Source organism: Planktotalea arctica, assembly GCF_002105285.1.
Taxonomy (GTDB): domain Bacteria; phylum Pseudomonadota; class Alphaproteobacteria; order Rhodobacterales; family Rhodobacteraceae; genus Planktotalea; species Planktotalea arctica.
The window spans coordinates 1-18737 of sequence record NZ_MUHR01000020.1 but is presented as its reverse complement, the minus strand read 5'-3'; the positions used below and the strand labels follow the sequence as shown (position 1 = coordinate 18737).

The 18737-nt window shown below is 55.6% G+C and carries 16 protein-coding genes and 1 pseudogene; 8 read left to right on the top strand and 9 right to left on the bottom strand.

Going from position 1 to position 18737, the window contains the following annotated elements; all coding sequences use genetic code 11:
* Positions 1–41 precede the first annotated feature (41 nt).
* Entirely contained in the window at positions 42–425 is a 384-nt protein-coding gene (locus B9P63_RS15990; protein WP_085310634.1) for a VOC family protein, read from the bottom strand.
* Between the two features lie 68 nt (positions 426–493).
* On the opposite strand from B9P63_RS15990, the pseudogene soxR reads away from it, so the two are divergent.
* A pseudogene (gene soxR, locus B9P63_RS15985) lies at positions 494–924 on the top strand (redox-sensitive transcriptional activator SoxR).
* Between the two features lie 159 nt (positions 925–1083).
* Here soxR and B9P63_RS15980 read toward each other — a convergent pair.
* Positions 1084–1770: a response regulator transcription factor gene (locus B9P63_RS15980; protein ID WP_085310632.1), complete on the bottom strand. Its 687-nt coding sequence runs from the start codon at positions 1768–1770 to the stop codon at positions 1084–1086.
* A 170-nt stretch (positions 1771–1940) separates the two neighbouring features.
* Between B9P63_RS15980 and ribA the strand changes: the two genes are divergently transcribed.
* Positions 1941–3032 carry a GTP cyclohydrolase II gene (ribA, locus tag B9P63_RS15975; RefSeq protein WP_085310630.1) on the top strand — a complete coding sequence of 364 codons (1092 nt, stop codon included), beginning with the start codon at positions 1941–1943 and terminating at the stop codon, positions 3030–3032.
* Positions 3029–3523: a L,D-transpeptidase family protein gene (locus B9P63_RS15970; protein ID WP_085310628.1), complete on the top strand. Its 495-nt coding sequence runs from the start codon at positions 3029–3031 to the stop codon at positions 3521–3523. Before ribA ends, B9P63_RS15970 begins: the two co-directional genes overlap by 4 nt.
* 82 nt (positions 3524–3605) lie before the next feature.
* Here B9P63_RS15970 and B9P63_RS15965 read toward each other — a convergent pair whose 3' ends face one another.
* Together B9P63_RS15965 and B9P63_RS15960 are read right to left on the bottom strand one after the other, a co-directional pair.
* Positions 3606–4262: a YggS family pyridoxal phosphate-dependent enzyme gene (locus B9P63_RS15965; RefSeq protein WP_085310626.1), complete on the bottom strand. Its 657-nt coding sequence runs from the start codon at positions 4260–4262 to the stop codon at positions 3606–3608.
* A gap of 113 nt (positions 4263–4375) precedes the next feature.
* Positions 4376–5257, bottom strand: a complete 882-nt coding sequence (locus tag B9P63_RS15960) for a porin (RefSeq protein ID WP_085310624.1) — start codon at positions 5255–5257, stop codon at positions 4376–4378.
* Between the two features lie 259 nt (positions 5258–5516).
* Here B9P63_RS15960 and B9P63_RS15955 point away from each other — a divergent pair, with 259 nt between their 5' ends.
* A complete protein-coding gene (locus B9P63_RS15955) occupies positions 5517–6002 on the top strand; it encodes a DUF3576 domain-containing protein (RefSeq protein WP_085310622.1) in 486 nt (161 codons plus the stop codon).
* Here B9P63_RS15955 and B9P63_RS15950 read toward each other — a convergent pair.
* Positions 5999–7243, bottom strand: coding sequence for a glycosyltransferase (locus B9P63_RS15950; protein ID WP_085310620.1), 1245 nt, complete (start codon positions 7241–7243; stop codon positions 5999–6001). The two genes, B9P63_RS15955 and B9P63_RS15950, sit on opposite strands and share 4 nt — an antisense overlap.
* Positions 7244–7402: 159 nt before the next feature.
* Here B9P63_RS15950 and leuS point away from each other — a divergent pair, with 159 nt between their 5' ends.
* The 4 genes from leuS to B9P63_RS15930 are packed head-to-tail and all read left to right on the top strand — an operon-like array spanning position 7403 to position 12076.
* Positions 7403–9964: a leucine--tRNA ligase gene (gene leuS / locus B9P63_RS15945; RefSeq protein ID WP_085310805.1), complete on the top strand. Its 2562-nt coding sequence runs from the start codon at positions 7403–7405 to the stop codon at positions 9962–9964.
* The gene (gene lptE / locus B9P63_RS15940) at positions 9951–10445 is read left to right on the top strand and encodes an LPS assembly lipoprotein LptE (RefSeq protein WP_085310618.1); all 495 of its coding nucleotides are present in this window, start codon (positions 9951–9953) and stop codon (positions 10443–10445) included. Before leuS ends, lptE begins: the two co-directional genes overlap by 14 nt.
* Positions 10442–11467, top strand: coding sequence for a DNA polymerase III subunit delta (gene holA, locus B9P63_RS15935; RefSeq protein ID WP_085310616.1), 1026 nt, complete (start codon positions 10442–10444; stop codon positions 11465–11467). Before lptE ends, holA begins: the two co-directional genes overlap by 4 nt.
* 21 nt (positions 11468–11488) lie before the next feature.
* Complete coding sequence (locus tag B9P63_RS15930; RefSeq protein ID WP_085310614.1) at positions 11489–12076, top strand: glutathione S-transferase family protein; 588 nt, start codon at positions 11489–11491, stop codon at positions 12074–12076.
* Here the strand turns inward: B9P63_RS15930 and B9P63_RS15925 are convergent.
* The 4 genes from B9P63_RS15925 to B9P63_RS15910 form a co-directional block, all read right to left on the bottom strand.
* Positions 12060–13250 carry a TIGR03862 family flavoprotein gene (locus B9P63_RS15925; protein ID WP_085310612.1) on the bottom strand — a complete coding sequence of 397 codons (1191 nt, stop codon included), beginning with the start codon at positions 13248–13250 and terminating at the stop codon, positions 12060–12062. The genes B9P63_RS15930 and B9P63_RS15925 overlap by 17 nt on opposite strands.
* Complete coding sequence (locus B9P63_RS15920; protein ID WP_085310610.1) at positions 13247–14575, bottom strand: mechanosensitive ion channel family protein; 1329 nt, start codon at positions 14573–14575, stop codon at positions 13247–13249. The genes B9P63_RS15925 and B9P63_RS15920 overlap by 4 nt, the downstream gene beginning before the upstream one ends.
* 78 nt (positions 14576–14653) lie before the next feature.
* Positions 14654–16057, bottom strand: a complete 1404-nt coding sequence (locus B9P63_RS15915) for a pyridoxal phosphate-dependent decarboxylase family protein (RefSeq protein WP_085310608.1) — start codon at positions 16055–16057, stop codon at positions 14654–14656.
* A 57-nt stretch (positions 16058–16114) separates the two neighbouring features.
* Positions 16115–18583, bottom strand: coding sequence for an AMP-binding protein (locus B9P63_RS15910; RefSeq protein WP_085310606.1), 2469 nt, complete (start codon positions 18581–18583; stop codon positions 16115–16117).
* Positions 18584–18737 lie beyond the last annotated feature (154 nt).

Below are 18737 nucleotides of genomic sequence, written 5' to 3'. Positions count from 1 at the left end.
GAGTCGCCGACTGGCGGTGGGGGCTGGCCCCCACCACGCACTCAATCATAAGCGACGATCTCATATTCGATCTCATTCTCGTCATAGAAATAGAACCGCGCACCCGGCTCATAATCCTGATGCGAATGCGGCTCGTAGCCCTCCGCGCACACAGCAATCTCCGTTGCATCCAAATCATCCACAACAATACCGATATGGTTAAGCTGCCCGCTGGTAAGATAGTCAGGCCGCACCCCACCCTTCGCGCTCTTTGGTTGATAGAGCGCAAGATAGTCCGCATCAGTGCCCATATGGATAGTGTAGCCCTCCTCGTTCATCGCTGAGCCTTCCCAACGAATTCCCCATCCAAACGCGCGCCCAAGCCACGCTGCCGTGCTCGCGGCGTCGCGCACGGTGATATTCGCATGTTCCAATCGTGCCATCATCTCTCTCCTTGCTTTTCCACCCTCTCTTTGTAATTTCTTAAGTGAACTTTAGATCAAGCGGAAAACGCATGACCCTCAAAAACTCCGAGCTCACGATTGGACAAATGGCCAAGCGCACCGGCCTCGCCGTCTCCGCGATCCGTTATTACGAAACCGAAGGTCTCATCACGGCAAACCGCAATCGTGGCGGCCACCGCCGCTTTGCCCGCGCACAGGTGCGGAGGGTATCGTTCATTCTGATCGCACAGAAATTCAACCTCACGTTGCCACAAATCAAAGAGGTGCTGCGCCAACTTCCTGACGGACGCACCCCAAATGCAAAGGATTGGGCAGGCATCTTGATCAACAAATTATTGATCTGGAGCGCATGCGTGACAGTCTCGATGGCTGCATCGGTTGCGGCTGTCTCTCGCTCAATGCCTGCGCGCTTTACAATCCGGACGACAGGCTCTCTGCACACGGATCCGGCCCTGTTATCTCTCTAAACCTATGTGAATAAAAAAATGGCCCGAGCAAAGCCCGGGCCTAGTCCAACAGGGAGGTGCATATCATAACCCGAATATGCGCGGGATCTCTTGAATACTTTACTAAAGGTGCACCCAAAGTGCCGCTTTGATCCAAATCAATAACACCTGTCGCGGGGCAGCCTTTTCAAAGCCTATGCAACCAGACGATAGCCGCCAGATTCGGTCACAAGAAGGCGCGCATTAGACGGATCTGGTTCAATTTTTTGACGAAGCCGGTAGATGTGTGTCTCCAGAGTGTGCGTCGTCACGCCCGCATTGTACCCCCAAACCTCATGCAAAAGCACGTCGCGCGGCACGACGCCCTCGCTGGAGCGATAGAGGAACTTGAGGATATTCGTCTCTTTCTCGGTCAGGCGAATTTTGCGTTCGTCCTCTGTGATCAGCATCTTCATAGACGGTTTGAACGTGTAGGGTCCAAGGCTAAATACCGCATCCTCGGATTGCTCGTGCTGACGCAATTGCGCGCGAATACGCGCTAAAAGCACCGGAAACTTAAACGGCTTGGACACATAATCATTCGCCCCCGCGTCAAGGCCAAGAATGGTATCCGCGTCGCTATCATGCCCTGTCAGCATCAAAACCGGGCTTTTCACACCCTGCTTGCGCATGAGGCGGCAAAGCTCGCGGCCGTCCGTATCAGGCAAACCAACGTCGAGGATAATCAGATCATAAAGCTGCTCTTTGATCCGCTCCATCGCTTGCGTCCCGCAATCCGCTTCGAACACTTCAAAGTCCTCGGTCATGACAAGTTGCTCCGAAAGCGCTTCGCGCAGGTCATCATCATCATCGACAAGCAGTATATTCTTAAGCTGGGGCATGGATCATCTCCGCTGTGTTGCTGGTACACAGATGCGTGTGATCCCTCGTTTCGGCAAGGTTTGCACCCCCTCTCTCACGGGCATGTGTTATTCAGGCTTGATTTGTTTCATATTCCCCCTCAATCAGGGACTCCCATGCCCAAGTATTTCAAAGAGCCGCAATCGAACCCATGAGCTTTGCCCCCGACCTTTCTGAACAGATGGCACGCGCACGCAGCGACTTGCGCATGGGCGTGCCTGTGATCGTGTTGGCGCGCGGCGGCGATATTCTCATTCAAGCGGTTGAAACCCTTAGCGCTGCGCGCGTGTCTGCGGCGCGCGCCTTGCCGGGGGAAACCGTTCTCGCCATTACAGCGCGGCGCGCGGAAACGCTCAAAGCGCGCGCATATGACGGTGATCTTGCGCGCATTTCAGTGCCTAGGGACGCTGATCTGCGCTGGATCACTGCGCTGGCCAATCCTGCGGATGACCTGAAAAGCCCTATGAAGGGGCCTCTGCGCACGCTGCGCGAGGGCGACGCCTCTGCCCACCGTGTCGCGTTGCGCCTCACCAAAGAGGCACGGTTGCTACCCTCGGTTCTGGTCACTGATCTTAACGATGGCGCCGCTTTTGCGCAGCAAAACAGCCTCACTGCGCTGGATGGCGAACAGGTCAAGGCGCGCCTTGGCATTTCCACCAGCTACGAAAACGTCATCCACGCACGCCTTCCGATGGAGGTTTCAGAAACAGGGCAGCTCCACGTGTTTCGCCCCGATGATGGCGGGGAAGAGCACTACGCGATCATCGTCGGCACGCCGGATCGCACGAAACCAGTCCTCACGCGCTTGCATTCCGCCTGCTTCACCGGCGATCTGATGGGTTCGCTCAAATGCGATTGCGGCCCTCAATTGCGCGCCGCTCTTGCGCAAATGGGCGCTGAGGGCGCAGGCGTCTTGCTCTACCTCAACCAGGAAGGCCGCGGTATCGGCCTCGCCAACAAAATGCGCGCCTATTCGCTGCAAGATCAGGGGTTTGACACGGTGGAGGCCAACCATCGCCTCGGCTTCGAAGACGATGAACGCGATTTCCGCATCGGCGCCGCAATCCTGAGCAAACTGGGGGTCACCAGCGTCAACCTTATGACCAACAACCCCGCCAAGATCGACATGATGCAAAAAACCGGCATCAAGGTTGCGGCGCGCGTGCCGCTAAAAGTTGGAGAGAACCGGTTCAACAGCGCCTATCTGCAAACCAAAGCGGATAAGTCAGGCCATATGTTGTGATACCGCTCGATCTGGCGCTTACACCGACTGGCCTACGCTTCGCAAACCGCCTCTATCCCTGCACGATCGGCAAGGGCGGCATCCGCACTGACAAGCGCGAGGGCGATGGCGCGACGCCGCGCGGCACTCACAATATCACCGGCATGCTGTACCGCCCTGATCGCATCACGCGACCTGTGCCTTGGGCACGCCCTATAGGGCTGCGCGATCTGTGGTCCGACGACAGCATGGATGCGCACTACAATCACCTCGTTCAAGCGCCCTACCCCTACAGCCATGAAAAACTGCGCCGCGCCGACCCGCTCTATGATCTGGTGATCCTCACGAATTGGAACTGGCCGCACGCGCGCGCGCTCCACGGCTCCGCCATCTTCATTCATCAATGGCGCCGCGCCGGATATCCTACGGAAGGTTGCGTCGCACTTAACCGCCAACACTTGCACGAAATCGCCCGCAAGCTCACGCCAACCTCTCGGCTCATCGTGCGCTAGCCTCTTCTTCGGTCTTCAAATACCTCGGGGGTACGGGTGCTGGCCCCCGCTTCGGTCCGATCGCACAGTCATCGGAAAGCGCTCAAAGCTCGTAGGCACGATCACCGAATATAGCCGAGCCAACCCGGACATGAGTTGCCCCCAGCGCCACCGCTCGCTCGAAATCGCCGCTCATTCCCATCGACAAACCGCCAAGATCATTGCGCGCAGCGATCTTCGCCAAAAGCGCGAAATGCAGTGACGCCTCTTCGTCCACAGGCGGGATACACATCAACCCTTTTACCGGCAGATCGAGCGCGCGGCACTCGGCGATGAAGCCGTCCGTTTCTTGGGGTAGCACGCCCGCTTTTTGATCTTCTGCGCCTGTGTTCACTTGCACGAACAAATCAGGGCAGGCTCCAAGTTCTTGCGCCAGACGTGCGATGGTGTTCGCCAATTTCAAACGATCCAGCGTGTGAATGGCGTCGAATAACTCCATTGCTTGCCGGGCTTTGTTGCTTTGAAGCGGGCCAATTAGATGCACCGACACACCGCTAAACGCATCTTTGAAAGCCGGCCATTTGCCAGCCGCTTCCTGCACGCGGTTTTCACCAAACACACGGTGGCCATCTTGCAGCACAGCCTGCACACGCGCATCGGGCTGCACTTTAGAAACGGCGATAAGTTCAACACTTCCCGCATCGCGTCCGGCCTCTTTTTCGGCCTTGGAAATCTTGTCTTGAATATCTTGCAGCGACATTGCGTACCTCTGGGCGTACCTCTGGTTTCATCCATCAGTTAATATGCCTGTGCCCAAAAGAAAAGGACGAGCCCGAGGGCCCGTCCTTCCTTTAGATCGCTTAACTTCTAAGATTAGAAGTTGAAAAGCAGACCCAGGTCAGCAAGCGTTGTGCCCGCTGCTGTCTGAACAACACCACCACGAATGGACGCGCCACCGCCCAGGTCGTGATTCACGCCCAGACCGTATGCTTCGCCAGATGTGTCTTCTGTGTTGACGAATGCGGATACTTTTGTCGCTGCCCCTACGGAGAAGTCAGCGCCGATGCCGTACTTCACAGTACCGTTGTTGTCAGCTACTGCGAAGTTCAGGTCTGCGATGCCAACGTTGCCAGCAACTGTGAGGACTGTCTTGTCCTGTGCAGCAACAGAGCTGTCCTGGAAGCCCAGAGCAACTGTCCAGCCGGAGAAAGTGTAAGACGCGTTGATCGCGGAGTTTTCCACACCAGCAGTGTTCGAGTAGGACGCTGCCACACCAAAATCACCGACGGAGTAAGAAACAACTACGCCCTCACGGCCGTTACCTGTGGACGAGAACGCATCCCAGCCCCAGAAACCAGCGACTGCAGTGTTAACAACGAGGTTGTGGTAACCAATACCTGTCAGGCCAAGAGACTGAGCGTACAGGCCGTTCATTGTTTCGATCGCACCATTGACGTTACCAGCTGTAACTTTCAGGCCACCGGCTGCAACAGAAAAGTTTGCACCGGAAATAGCAGTCGCTGCTGTCGCACTGTCCTGCATACGGGCGAATGCAGTGAAGGACAGACCGTTGTCTGTTTCAGTTGTGCCTGTGATGTTCAGACGGAATCGGCTTGTCTGATCGACCTCAGCGCCAGCTGCGCGGGAGGAGTCATAATCTGCACCAAAGCGACCGTAGCCACCAAAAGATACGTCTGCTGCTGCAACGCTTGCTGTGGCGATCAGAGCTGTCGTTGCGAAGAGAACTTTTTTCATCGTTTTTCCCTCGGGGTTTATATCAATGCCTAGCCCGGGGAATCCGTACTAGGTCTGATTGGTGTTTCGCTCTTTTCGGGGTCTCTTTGCAAGGCCCCCAAAACGCGCCACAAGAAAGCCTCAAAAAATGATGCAGCTTTGCCACAGTCGATTTACATCACCGCATGCGCCGCCCTAGCGCCATATATACTGTGAAAACTCTTGCCCCCGAACGGCCCCTTGGGTAGGACAAGGAAAACAAGGGTCGAGGCAGATTATCATGGGTACATTGACGTCAGCGAAACCGATCTTGGCCATAGCGGCCGCTTTGATGCTTTCAGCATGTGGCGGTGGTTTTGGCGCAGGCGGCGGCACCAACGCAGGTGCTTTGCCGCCCGGCCACCCCGAATCGACAACTGGTACAGGGTCGTCGGTCTGGGATATCTTCAAGCCCTCCGATGCTGGAACGAACGTTAAGGTCAACAAATACATCTGGAACGCCTCCTTGGATGTGTTGAATTTCCTCCCCGTCGAATCGGTTGATCCGTTTTCCGGTGTGATCACCACCGGCTATGGCCGCCCGCCCGGCGGTGGCAGTGCGTATCGCGCAACGATCCTAGTAAGTGACCCAGCGCTTGAAGCACGCTCGCTTAACGTGGCACTGCAAACCCGCAACGGCCCGGTTAGCACCGCGACTGCCCGCGCCGTCGAAGATGCCATTTTAGCCCGCGCGCGCCAACTACGTGTTGCAGACGCTCGCTTTTAAATCTTCACGTCCGCCAGCCCTGTGACCCAGTCTAGCTGCCTTGGCAGGCAATGGGCCTTTAGATCATAGGTCTGGAGCACGAATTCGCGCGCTGCCTTACCAAGGCGGGCGCGCAACTGCGCATCATCCAACATCGCGTCTGCCTTTTCCACCAAAGCATCAGCATCGAAGAAATCCGTAAGCCAGCCCGTCTCTTCGTGGCGGATTGCTTCACGCACAGGGGCCGTATCAGAGGCAAGGATCGCAGCTTCGGCGCTCATCGCTTCGAGCAGGGACCAGCTTAGGACAAAGGGATAGGTCAGGTAGATGTGCAAACGACTGACCTGCATCATCGCAAGGAACACGTCATAAGGCACGCGCCCAAGAAAATGCACACGCGCCCAATCTTCGTCAGAAATCTGCGCGCGTACCTCATCTATGTAGATCTGCTTCCACGTCTTGCCGGCGGGCGGCTTTGCACCATAGCTAACCTCGTCCCCGCCCAGCAGAACCACTTGTGCGTTGGGCCGCGCTTTTAGCAGTTTCGGCAGTGCGCGCATAAAGACGTGATAGCCGCGATACGGCTCAAGATTGCGGTTGATAAAGGTGATCACCTCGTCTTCGCAGGTCAGACTTTGCGTGGCAGAGACTTGCAACACCGCATCGGCCTTAGGTTTCACCAGTTCCGTATCGATGCCATCGTGGATCACGCTGATCTTATCACGAAACGGCTGTGGAAATGTACCCGCTTGAAATTCGGTTGGACTGATCCCCGCATCGCCAACATCAAAGTGCAGGGCATTATTCAGATTGCGCAGACGCAGACGCAGCGCATTGCCGCTAAGATCCTTCGTCTCGAACTCAGGATCAAAGTTGACTGTCTCGGCAGCGTCTAGATGATAGAGTTCACAATACAGCCCCATTTTCGCGTTCGGCCATACGTCCTTAAGGAACATTGGTTCACCCCAGCCATGATGCGCTAGAATAACATCAGGCTCTAAACCCTTTTCTTTAAGCCCAAGCGCATGACGATAACACGCCTCCGCACGGATCACCTTGGTTTCCAGATCAGACAACCACGGATGAACGTCTTTTGAGGAAGACCGGCTAATCTTGTAGGGCAGCAACGTCACGCCCTTCCACTTCGTCTGTTTCTCTACCTTTGGCGTAAGCGAGAAAACCTGATGCCCTTGCTCCACCAACGCAGGCGCGAGGTGTTTGTACTGACCGGGAAAATTCTGATGAATAATGAGGATACGCATTAATGGGCCTGCTTTAAGATTTTGAGGACTATAGAAACAGCAATGTGGCAGGCCAATGGCGAATTCGGGGGAGTGTTGGCTCTGGACCCCGAAACACCCATCGCATATCACCGCATAAACAGTATTTTACGGCGCGCAACGCGCACAAAGGACATGCCCATGCAACGCTATGACGCCCCCTCCATCGAAGCGAAATGGCAAGAGGCGTGGAGCGCCGCCGAAACCTTCAAGGCCGTGCGCGACCCCTCCAAGCCCAAATACTATGTGCTGGAGATGTTTCCCTATCCCTCGGGCCGCATCCACATGGGCCATGTGCGCAACTACACGATGGGCGACGTGATCGCGCGCTATAAGATGAGCACAGGACATAATGTGTTGCATCCCATGGGCTGGGACGCCTTCGGCATGCCTGCGGAAAACGCGGCCATGGCGATTGGCGGACACCCGAAAGACTGGACCTACAACAATATCGCAGACATGCGTGAGCAGATGAAACCGCTGGGCCTGTCGATAGACTGGTCGCGCGAATTTGCCACTTGCGATGTGGAATACTACGGCCAGCAACAGGCGCTTTTCCTCGATTTCCTCGATGAAGGATTGGTGTATCGCAAAAACGCGGTCGTAAACTGGGACCCCGTAGACATGACCGTTCTGGCAAACGAGCAAGTCGAGGCGGGGCGCGGTTGGCGTTCTGGCGCTTTGGTGGAGCGTCGCGAGCTCACGCAATGGTTCTTCAAGATTTCTGACCATTCAGATGAATTGCTGTCCGCTTTGGATGATCTCGACAACTGGCCTGCCAAAGTGAAGCTGATGCAGGAAAACTGGATCGGCAAATCGCGCGGACTGCAATTTGCCTTCTCTACGATTGATGCACCTGATGGTCATGACCGGATTGAGGTTTACACAACCCGCCCCGACACATTGAACGGTGCGTCTTTCGTTGGCATTTCGCCTGATCACCCGCTCGCCAAGCAGCTTGAGAAAGACAACGCAGACCTCGCGGCCTTTAACGAGGATTGCCGCCAAGGCGGAACAACCGCCGAAGCCATCGAAACGGCTGAGAAAAAGGGCTATGATACCGGCCTGCGCGTACGCCATCCGTTCGACACGGCTTGGGAGCTGCCGGTCTATATCGCCAACTTCATTCTTATGGACTACGGCACGGGCGCGATTTTCGGCTGTCCTGCGCACGACGAGCGCGATTTCGAGTTCGCCACGAAATACGGCCTGCCGATCACCTCGACGTACCTCCCGTCCGAGGAGAGCTCGCCAAAGCTCGAGGAGGCCTATGTTCCCGCCAAGACCGAAAAGGTGTTCTACAATGGTGGATTCGCGGGTGCGCAATGGCAGACCGGCAACGAGGCGATCAACGCCGCCATCGCCTTTTGCGAGGAGAACGGCATCGGCCAAGGCGTTACCAAGTACCGCTTGCGTGATTGGGGCCTGTCGCGTCAACGCTATTGGGGTTGCCCCATCCCTGTCGTGCATTGCTCCACCTGCGGCGTCGTGCCGGAGAAAAAAGAGAACCTGCCGATTGAGCTGCCATATGACGTGACATTCGACACACCCGGCAATCCACTGGATCGTCATCCCACATGGCGCAATTGCAACTGCCCGAATTGCGGCAGCCCTGCGCAGCGCGAAACCGATACGATGGACACGTTTGTCGATAGCTCCTGGTATTTTGCGCGCTTCACATCGCCAGATGCGGACACCCCCGTCAATATGGCAGACGCCGAGTATTGGATGAACGTTGATCAATATATCGGCGGGATTGAGCACGCGATCCTGCACCTGCTCTATTCACGTTTCTTCGCCCGCGCGATGCAGATCACGGGCAACCTACCTGCAAAAGCGATTGAGCCGTTTGATGCGCTCTTCACGCAAGGTATGGTTACCCACGCGATCTACAAATCCGAGGGCGACAATGGCCGACCTGTGTATCACTATCCCGAACAGGTCGATCTGAAAGACGGCAAAGCCTTCCTGAAAGACGGCGGCGCAGAGGTTGAGGTGATCCCTTCCGCGAAAATGTCCAAATCAAAGAACAACGTAGTCGATCCGCTGAACATAATTTCTGCCTTCGGTGCAGATACCGCACGCTGGTTCGTCCTTAGCGATTCCCCTCCCGAGCGCGATGTTGAATGGACCGCTTCCGGCGCGGAGGCGTCGTTCAAACACCTCGGGCGCGTTTGGTCGATATGTCATCGCGTGTCCCAGATGGACCCGAACACCAAAGGAGATGGCGACGAAAACCTTCTGCGTGAAATGCACAAAGCTATCCGCGATGTAACGTTAGGCGTCGAGAGTTTCGGCTTTAATGCCGCCATTGCCAAGCTCTATGGTTTCACCAACACCCTCGCCAAATCCAAGGCGAGCCATAGCGCGCAGCGCCAAGCGGTGATGACCCTTGCACAGCTTATGGCCCCGATGACACCGCATCTGGCCGAAGATATCTGGGCGCATCAGGGTGGCGAAGGGCTGATCATCGACGCGCCATGGCCCACCCCGGACGAGGCCATGCTGGTTGAAAGTAACGTGACCCTGCCGATCCAGATCAACGGTAAACGGCGCGGCGAAATCACCGTTCCCAAGGATATGCCAAAGGAAGAGGTTGAAAAGATCGCCCTAAGCGATGAGGCTGTCATTCGAACACTGGACGGCGCGACGCCAAAGAAGGTGATCGTAGTGCCAGGGCGGATCGTGAATGTCGTTGTCTGATCGCAGAACTTTCCTGATCGCAGGCGCCGCATCTGTGCTGGGCGCTTGCGGCTTCACACCCGTCTACGCACCGAATGGTACAGCTAGCAAACTTGATGGCCGCATTTTCATCGAAGAACCTAACACACGCGACGAATACATAGTCACACGCCAACTCGAAACGCGCTTGGGCCGCTCTGATCCGGCACCGATGACTTTGGCCTTTTCGGTTTCGGTTGGTTCAGCAGGTCTCGGAACGACGGCGACAGGTTCGACCACGCGCCTTCATACATATGGTAGTGTTAGCTACACCTTGAAAAACGCCCTCTCGGAAGCTCCGATAGATTCTGGTGTGATCAACAACTTCACAGGCTACTCCGCAACAGGCAATACTGCTGCAACGCTAGCTGCTGAGCGCGCGGCACGCGAACGTTTGATGACGCTTTTGGCGGATCAACTGATTGATCGCCTGCACCTCATCGACCCTGCTCTGCTTCCATGAAGCTGTCTGCGCGCGAAGCAAACGGGTATTTCACCAAGCCGGACGCGGGTAAAACCGGCCTGCTGATCTACGGCCCAGACGCCATGCGCATCGCACTGAAGCGCCAGCAAGTCATCGCAGCCCTAATCGGTCCGAACGGCGAAGAGGAAATGCGCCTTACGCGGCTGCCGTCGTCTGACCTGCGCAAAGATCCTGCCGCTCTGATCGACGCCATGACAGCGCAGAGTTTTTTCCCGGGTCCTCGTGTCGCCTTTGTCGAGGACGCCACCGACACGATCGCCAAAGTCATCGCACCCGCGCTTGAGGAATGGCGCGCGGGCGATGCCCAGATCGTCGTAACTGCGGGGCAACTCAACGCGCGCTCGAGCCTACGCAAAATGTTTGAGACGCATAATAACGCTTTCGCAGTCGGCATCTACGACGAACCTCCATCGCGCGCGGAGATCGAAGCGGAGCTCACGCGCGCGGGCATTTTTGCACCGGGTCGCGATGTGATGGACGATCTGACCGCTCTCTCGCGCGAGCTTGATCCAGGTGATTTTCGCCAAACGCTCGAAAAACTCGCACTCTACAAGTTGAACGATCCGGAGCCGCTCAGCAGCATTGATATCGCCAATTGCGCGCCCACTTCGACCGAAGCGGGGCTGGATGATGTGATCAACATCGTCGCAGAGGCGCGCTCAGGCGAAATCGGACCGATTATGCGCAAATTGCAGGCCCAAGGCGTACAGCCTGTCGCGCTTTGCATTGCGGCGCTGCGCCATTTCAAGATCCTTTATGCCGCGTCCAGCGATCCAGGCGGCGCGGCGCAAGGCATCGGAAAATTGCGCCCACCCGTCTTTGGGCCGCGACGCGATCGCATGCTGCGGCAGGCACAGGGCTGGGGTGTGTACAACCTTGAAACGGCGCTTAGCTTAATCGTAGATACCGATCTCAAATTGCGCAGCGCCAGCCAGCACGCCCCCGCGATGGCACTGGTAGAACGATGCCTGATCCGACTAGCCATGATGGCGAAGCGATAAGCCCTGATAGGAGAACCCACCATGTATGAAGTCTTTGGATCCGTCGCCTCGCGCGCCTTTCGCGTGCTTTGGGCGCTCGAAGAACTGGGCGCGTCCTACACATTGACCCACGCTAAGCCGCATGATCCGGTGCTCACCGCAATCTACCCCGCTGGCAAGGTGCCCGCGCTGCGCGTCGGTGAAGAAGTGATCACCGATTCCACGGCCATCATGACCTATCTCGCGGATAAACATGGCACGCTGATCGCCCCGGCTGGCACCATCGCGCGCGCGCAGCAGGATGCTATCATCCATGCGGTCAATGATGAATTGGACGGTGTGCTCTGGGCAGGCGCGCGCCACAGCTTTATCCTTCCTGAAGAGCAGCGCGTGCCAGCGGTAAAACCTTCGCTGAAGTGGGAATTCAATCGCAACGTGAACCGCTTGGCGGATCGCATCACCACGCCTTTCGCCGCTGGTGATGAGTTTACCATCGCGGATATCTTGCTGACCCATTGTCTGAACTGGGCGGTGGGCGCAAAATTCGAGCACGACAATGAACAGATGCACGCCTATGCTAAAACCATGCGCGATCGCGATGCGTTCAAGCGGGTCAGGGCGCTGGGATAGCGCCCAAATACCGGGCGGCGCCGCGACCTGCGGTGCGCCCGCTCGCGAAGCAAGCGGTTAGTAGATAGCCCCCAGTGGGCGCTTCCCAATCCAGCATTTCGCCTGCACAAAAGGAGCCAGGCTTGGCGCGCAACATCAGTTCTGCATCAAGCGCCGTTTGGATGACGCCGCCACTGGTAGAAATCGCCTCGTCCATCGGGGCGATCTTGGCCTCGCGCACGGGCAAGTTCTTGATCAGCGCAGCAAGGCACTTGGGATCGCCTGGCAAAGGGCGCGCCCATTCGTTCAGCAAGGCCAATTCATGTTTCTGAAGGTTCAAGACGCGGCGCATGTGATTGGACATGCTTGCCTTGCCGCGCGGCTTTTCAAGCGCGCTTTGAATGCGCTCCAGCGCCCAATCCGGCCTGAGATCAATGTATAGACCATGCCCTTCACGGATGCCGCGGCTCACGGAATAAAGGCCACCGCCCTCCAACCCCTTTGCTGAAATGATGCCCTCCCCGCGCGAGCGGTAAGGGCCGCTACGAAACATCACTGCCTTCAAAGGCACCCCGAAATAGGCTTCCATATGCGCGCTCCACTCTTGGGCGACACCTGCGTTAGACGCCCCGAACGGTGCGAGCGATATGCCATGTTGCGCAAAAATCTCTGCCCAATGCCCGTCAGAGCCGAGCCGCGACCAGCTTGCCCCACCAAGCGCGAAAACCACAGCATCGGCGTTTAGCTGCGCCTTGCCCTCCGGCGTGTCAAAGGCCAGCGCATCGCCGTCCCAGCCAAGCCAGCGCCATTTTGTTTTGAACGACACGCCCTGCTCTGCCAACCGCGCGATCCAGGCACGCAGCATCGGCGAAGCCTTCATCGCTTTTGGAAACACGCGGCCGGACGACCCTATGAAAACCTCTTGCTCAAGTGCGTTGGTGAAGGCTTGTACTTGCGCCGGACCGAAGTCTGCCAGCATTGGCAAAAGCCAGGTTTCGGCTTCTGCGTAGTGCTGCGCAAATGAGCCAAAAGGTTCGTCCTTGGTTAGGTTTAGACCCGACTTGCCCGCCATCAAAAACTTTCGCCCGACAGAGGGCTTCGCCTCGACCACCGTTACCGCCACGCCTGCGCGCGAAAGCTCTTCTGCCGCCATCAATCCTGCGGGACCACTGCCAATGACCAGCGCGCGCGTCACTTCGCACGCGTGCGAATTTCGCCCCTAAGCTCGACCACGCGGTGCGGATAGGGGATTTCGATATTGTTATCCTTGAGTGCATTCCAGATCAGGAACAGAACGTCAGACGTGTATTTATTGCGCCCGTCGTCCAATCCGTTGACCCAAAATTCGACCGCGAAATCAACACCGCTGTCGCCAAAACCGCGCAATTCGCAATCAGGCGGATAGGGCAGCTTTAGAACTTCGGGATGATTGGCGATGGCGGCCTCGACGATCGCAGGCACCAGATTGATATCGGTCTGGTAACTGACGGAAAACGGGGCCTCGTAGCGGTTGGCAGAGCCGCTGTCGGAATAGTTTACCACACGCGTCGTAATGAAATCCTCGTTCGGCACCACAATCCAGCGCCCATCGAAGGTCTCCAAAATCGCAGCACGCGCCGTCATCTTGACAATCGTACCCGCTTCCCCACCGTCCAACTCAACGAAATCTCCAACCGTCGCCTGCCCCTCAAGCAGCAGGATCACACCCGAAATGAAGTTCGACGCGATCTTTTGCAAACCGAAACCCAAACCAACGCCGATAGCGCCACCAAGCACTGCAAGCGAGGTCAGGGAAATCCCCATAATGTTCATCAGGATCAGGAATGCAGCACCGAAAATGGCGATCTCTGCCGTCTTGGACGCCAATTCACGCGTGGCCGGACGCATCTCTTGTTGCTTGGAAATAAAGCTGGTGGATTGATCGTTCGACCAACGCCCGAGCCAGAAAATAAGGCCCGCAAGAACCGCAAATCGAATGGCGAAGAGCAGCGAGAACGACAGGTTGCCCAGCGGAACCACCAGCGCATCGAGGCGCGCCGTCGCCACATCGAGCAGACCTACCGCATAAAGCGCAGCGACCGGGATAAGCACGAATTTCCCAAGCAGCTTGAGGAAACCGTCCTTGATGATCTGCTCGACCAGAATGCGCACCGCAAGGAACAAAAAGATGCGTTTGCCAAAGGCAATGACCGCGCCGCTGCCAAAGATGGAACGCGTCAGTGCTTCACCAATCCCTGTAAGGCCATAGGCGAGCAAGGGCAGCAAGAGCGGTAGAAAGATCAAAAAGAAACGGCGCGCCGTGGCAAAGACATTTTCCTGCTCCGGCGGAGGAGTAAGCAAGCGCGTCAAGGTCGGGCGCAGCTTGCGCGAGACGTAAAGCGCGATCAGATAGGCCGCAATCAGAAGTGCGAATTGCGACCATGCAGCGGGGCTGAGCAGCCAACCCTTGGCAAGCTCCCACCCTTGAAGGGCGTATTGTGCCACTTGCTGCACGATTTGTGGCTGCGCGCTTAGGTCCATACCCGTATCCATCCAATGAGGTGGTGTGGTTTTGTCCTAACCATTTGCGATTGGCTAGAACAGAACAATCGCCGCGCCCTAGAGGCTACGTGCGATCTCGCAAATTGTATCAAACGCAAAATTCACGTCCTCTTCGGTGCAATCGAATTGGCCAATCTGGAAGCGAATTACCTTTTGATCGTCCACGAATGTTTGGGTCAAATAGATGCGTCCGTCGTCGTTCAAACGATCCACGAGACGCTGGTTGAGATCATCAAGATCGTCGCCTTTGAGGTAGCGAAAGGTAAAGAGCGAAAAAATGGGGTCGGTGACGATTTCGAAATCATCCTCTGCACCGATGCGTTTTGCGAGCGCTTCCGCCCATGCCACATGATTGCGCATGCGTGCGCGTAGACCATCAAGGCCATAGGCACGCATCAGAAACCAAAGTTTCAAGGCGCGAAAGCGACGCCCAAGCGGGAGCGACCATTCGGAGTAATCGGTGACCTCGGTCTGCGTGTGGGTCTTTAGATACTCCGGGCGGATTGCCAGCGTTTGACGCAAAGCATCTGGATTACGTAAGAATTGCACAGAGCAATCAAACTGTGCCCCGAGCCACTTATGCGGGTTGAACACGATACTGTCACACCTCTCGGCCCCCGCCCAAATTTCACGGAACTCGGGGCAGAACATGGCAGAGCCAGCCCAAGCTGCATCAAGATGCGTGAACAGCCCCTCATCCATTGCCACTTGCGTGATGGCCATTATGTCATCGCAAGCGCCCATTCCCGTAGCGCCCGTCACGGCGACTATGCCCGCTGGCAAGTAGCCCTCAGCCCGATCCTTTGTGATCGCCATATTTAGCGCTTCGATATCAATAGATTTTCGAGGGCCCTTTGTAGGAAGTTTGACCAGATTGTTCTGTCCGATGCCTGCAACCCAGATAGCGCGGTCGATCGAGCTATGAACTTGATCAGAGCAATAGATACGCAACGCTTTGTGCCCCGTCAGCCCCGTTTGATTACCCTGCCAATCAAGCGCGCGTTCTCGCATATTGAGCACAGCCGCAAGTGTCGCCGAAGAGGCGCTATCCTGAATGACGCCGGTGAAATCATCCGGCAAACCAAGCCCTTCACAGATCCATTCCATCATCCGCGTTTCGAGTTCGGTCGCGGAGGGGGAGGTCTGCCAAAGCATACATTGCGCAGAAATTGCACTGACGATTTGCTCGGCAAGAATCGAGGGCGGTGCGGCGTTGCTTGGAAAATAGGCAAAGAAACGAGGGTGTTGCCAATGGGTGATGCCTGGCATCACGATCCGTTCGAAATCAGCTATGATCGTATCCATTGGCTCTGCACAGTTTGGCGCACTACCCGGAAGGAGTGCGAGCGTGTCACCCGGCGCGACCTGCGCGCGCACGGGGCGATCGCGTAACGTGCGATGGTAGTCCGCGGCCCATGTCGCCATTTGCTTGGACCAACCTTCGAACTCATCCCATTGCATCAATCGTTCCTTTGCATCGTTTCAATCGAAAAGAGCAGAGTTCAAAGAAGACCACAATCAGGCAATTCCCTTTTCCTTTTCATTCATCCACGCATCCAGCATGGGCGAGAGGACATTCGCATGGGGGTCGCGCAGAACCGTGTTATGGTACCCGGGAACCTCCCAGATATCGCAACCGCCGGGAAACTGCTCTTTCCAAAGGCTTTTTTGCAATTCCAACTGCTTGTTTCCATCGCTGGCGCAGGCAACAAGCGTTTCTACACCTTCAAGCGGACGCGCTCGATAACGTGCGAAGACCACTTCATCCGCAAAATCAAGTTCCTTCGCAGGGTGGCCCCAAAGGGCATGTGCAGTCCGGTTTAGGCTTCGACGCACATCAGCCCTTTTAATCAAAGGAGAGAGGGATTTGGCATAGATATCCACAGTAGTTTTGGGTGCAAGCGCGCGGATAGGCGGATCGATCAGGATCAAACCGGACAGAGTCGCACCTTGATCTAGCAACGCACGCGCGGTCTCGATCGCGAGATATGTGCTCGCGCTATAGCCTGCAATAAAACAGGGTTGTCCGGCTTGAACATTTAAAATGGATTGCGCCGCCCGCCGACCAAGTTTGTTCGCACATTTGCTTTGAATACGGGTGCGTTGATTTACACAGCGCACATGCGCTCCGTGAACGGATCGCGCATCTGCCATGTTATTAAGTACAAAAAGCCAATTGGAAAATTCGCCATTTTCGACCGGCAAGATATAAAGGGGGACACTATTTTCTGCATGCTTTAACCTAAGCAGCCCGGTTTGATCAGCCTCTAGGGTTTTGCGGCTAAGTCGTTCAGTTATTTCACGAATACTTGCCCCATCCATGATGAGGCTTTCATAGCCGAAGCGCGTCCCAAAGGCACGTTCAAGTTCGACAACCATAGACATCGCCTGAAGTGAATCGCCGCCCACATCGAAAAAATCGTCGTTTTCATCAAACTGATCGTTGCCGAGAAGGTTACGCCAAATCATTGCCACTTTTTCAGCTTTTCCGTTGGACCAAAGTTTGATTTTTCTGCTCCGTGCTTCGAACGTCGGAGGGGGCAGAACGCGCCTATTTATCTTACCCGAAGCCGTTTTGGGCAGAGCAACCTGGATTTCGAAGAGGTTGGGGACCATGTACGCGGGGTGTTGCGCTAGCATTTGTTGACGCAGGCCTGCTAAATCGAAACTAGCTTCTTGCTCGGGAACAATGTGAGCGACAAGTTGGCGAATGCCGCGAGGCGATAGATGGCTTGTAACCGCGGCCTGGGCGATTGCGTCATTGCGAAGAAGAGCCGCTTCGACCTCGCTGTATTTAACAGAATACCCGCGAATTTTCACCTGATCGTCGATGCGGCCAACAATATGAATGTTTCCATCACGATCTCGGTATCCGAGGTCACCCGTCGCAAGGACATGCTTACCACCTTGTTCCGACCAATAGACACCTTCGGTCTTTTCGGGATTATTCAGATAGGAAACCGCCATATAGTCTGCACGAACAATGACTTCACCGTTCGCACCGTCCGGAAGCGGTTTTGCGTTTTCATCAACAATCGTCACGGACGTACCATTGATCTCGTGCCCAACAGGCAATATCGCAAACGGGTTGGACGATCCAGAGGTGTGGCAATATTGGCTAACAAAACTACACTCTGTCGAGCCGTAGTAATTCATCAATTCTGACCCCTTCGTACATAACTTTTCAAAGGCCTCTACATCAGTTTGTGTGATAATTTCCCCCGCGAGACGGACTGTTCTCAAATTTGGAAGCATTTCGTCAGCAGCAAAGCAAAGCGCACGAAATGCTGCCGGGTAAGTTTGCATAACTGTAATTTTACGGTCTTTGACCCAATTGAATAGCGCGCCAGAGCCATAAGCTCGAAAGTTGAATGCTTCCGATTGCGCACCAGCATTAAGTCCGGTCATCAAAGTGTCCATCCACATCTCACCAAGCAACGCAACGCGGTCGCCTTGCTCGATGCCAGAACTTTCCAGTTGCCGGTCGATATAGTGCTGCATCACACTTTGGGTAAGCGGCACCAGTTTCGGATCGCCCGTTGAACCCGATGTCGGCTCGATATAGGCAAGAGTGCTTGATGGCACATCAGGCAGAGCACTTATTTCGTGTTCAAGCGCTCGGGCCATGCCAATGATCGGCACATCAAATTCAAGTGTGTTGTTTTGAACGCCTTCGACGATCAACAACTTTGTACCGGAGATCTTCAGAAGTTTTAGGAGTTTGTTTTTATCGCCATCACAGTCGAGAATGATGAATCCTACACCAGCACGGAGCCCAGCCAGAGCAGCAATGAAGGTGCCAGTCATCGTGTTTTTTAGACAGGCAACGACCGAACCCTGAGGGATGTCTTGTGAGATGTAAAAGCTTGCGAGAGCACGGCTGGCATTTGCGAGCTGGAGAAAACTTGTGGTTACACCATGCTCTAAGAGCGCGACATCATCCGGTCGCTCAAGTGCGAGTTTATCTAAGCGCAATAGCGTCTTCATAAGCGTGAAATCCCCAAAAATTTGCTTTTGGGTAACTCACAAAAATGACGAAAATTAGACTAGATCCACCAATCCTCACTTGGATTAGCTCTTCTTGAGTATGGTTTTCGGGAAATGCTACATGATGTGTGCTATTTCACCGACATGATATATA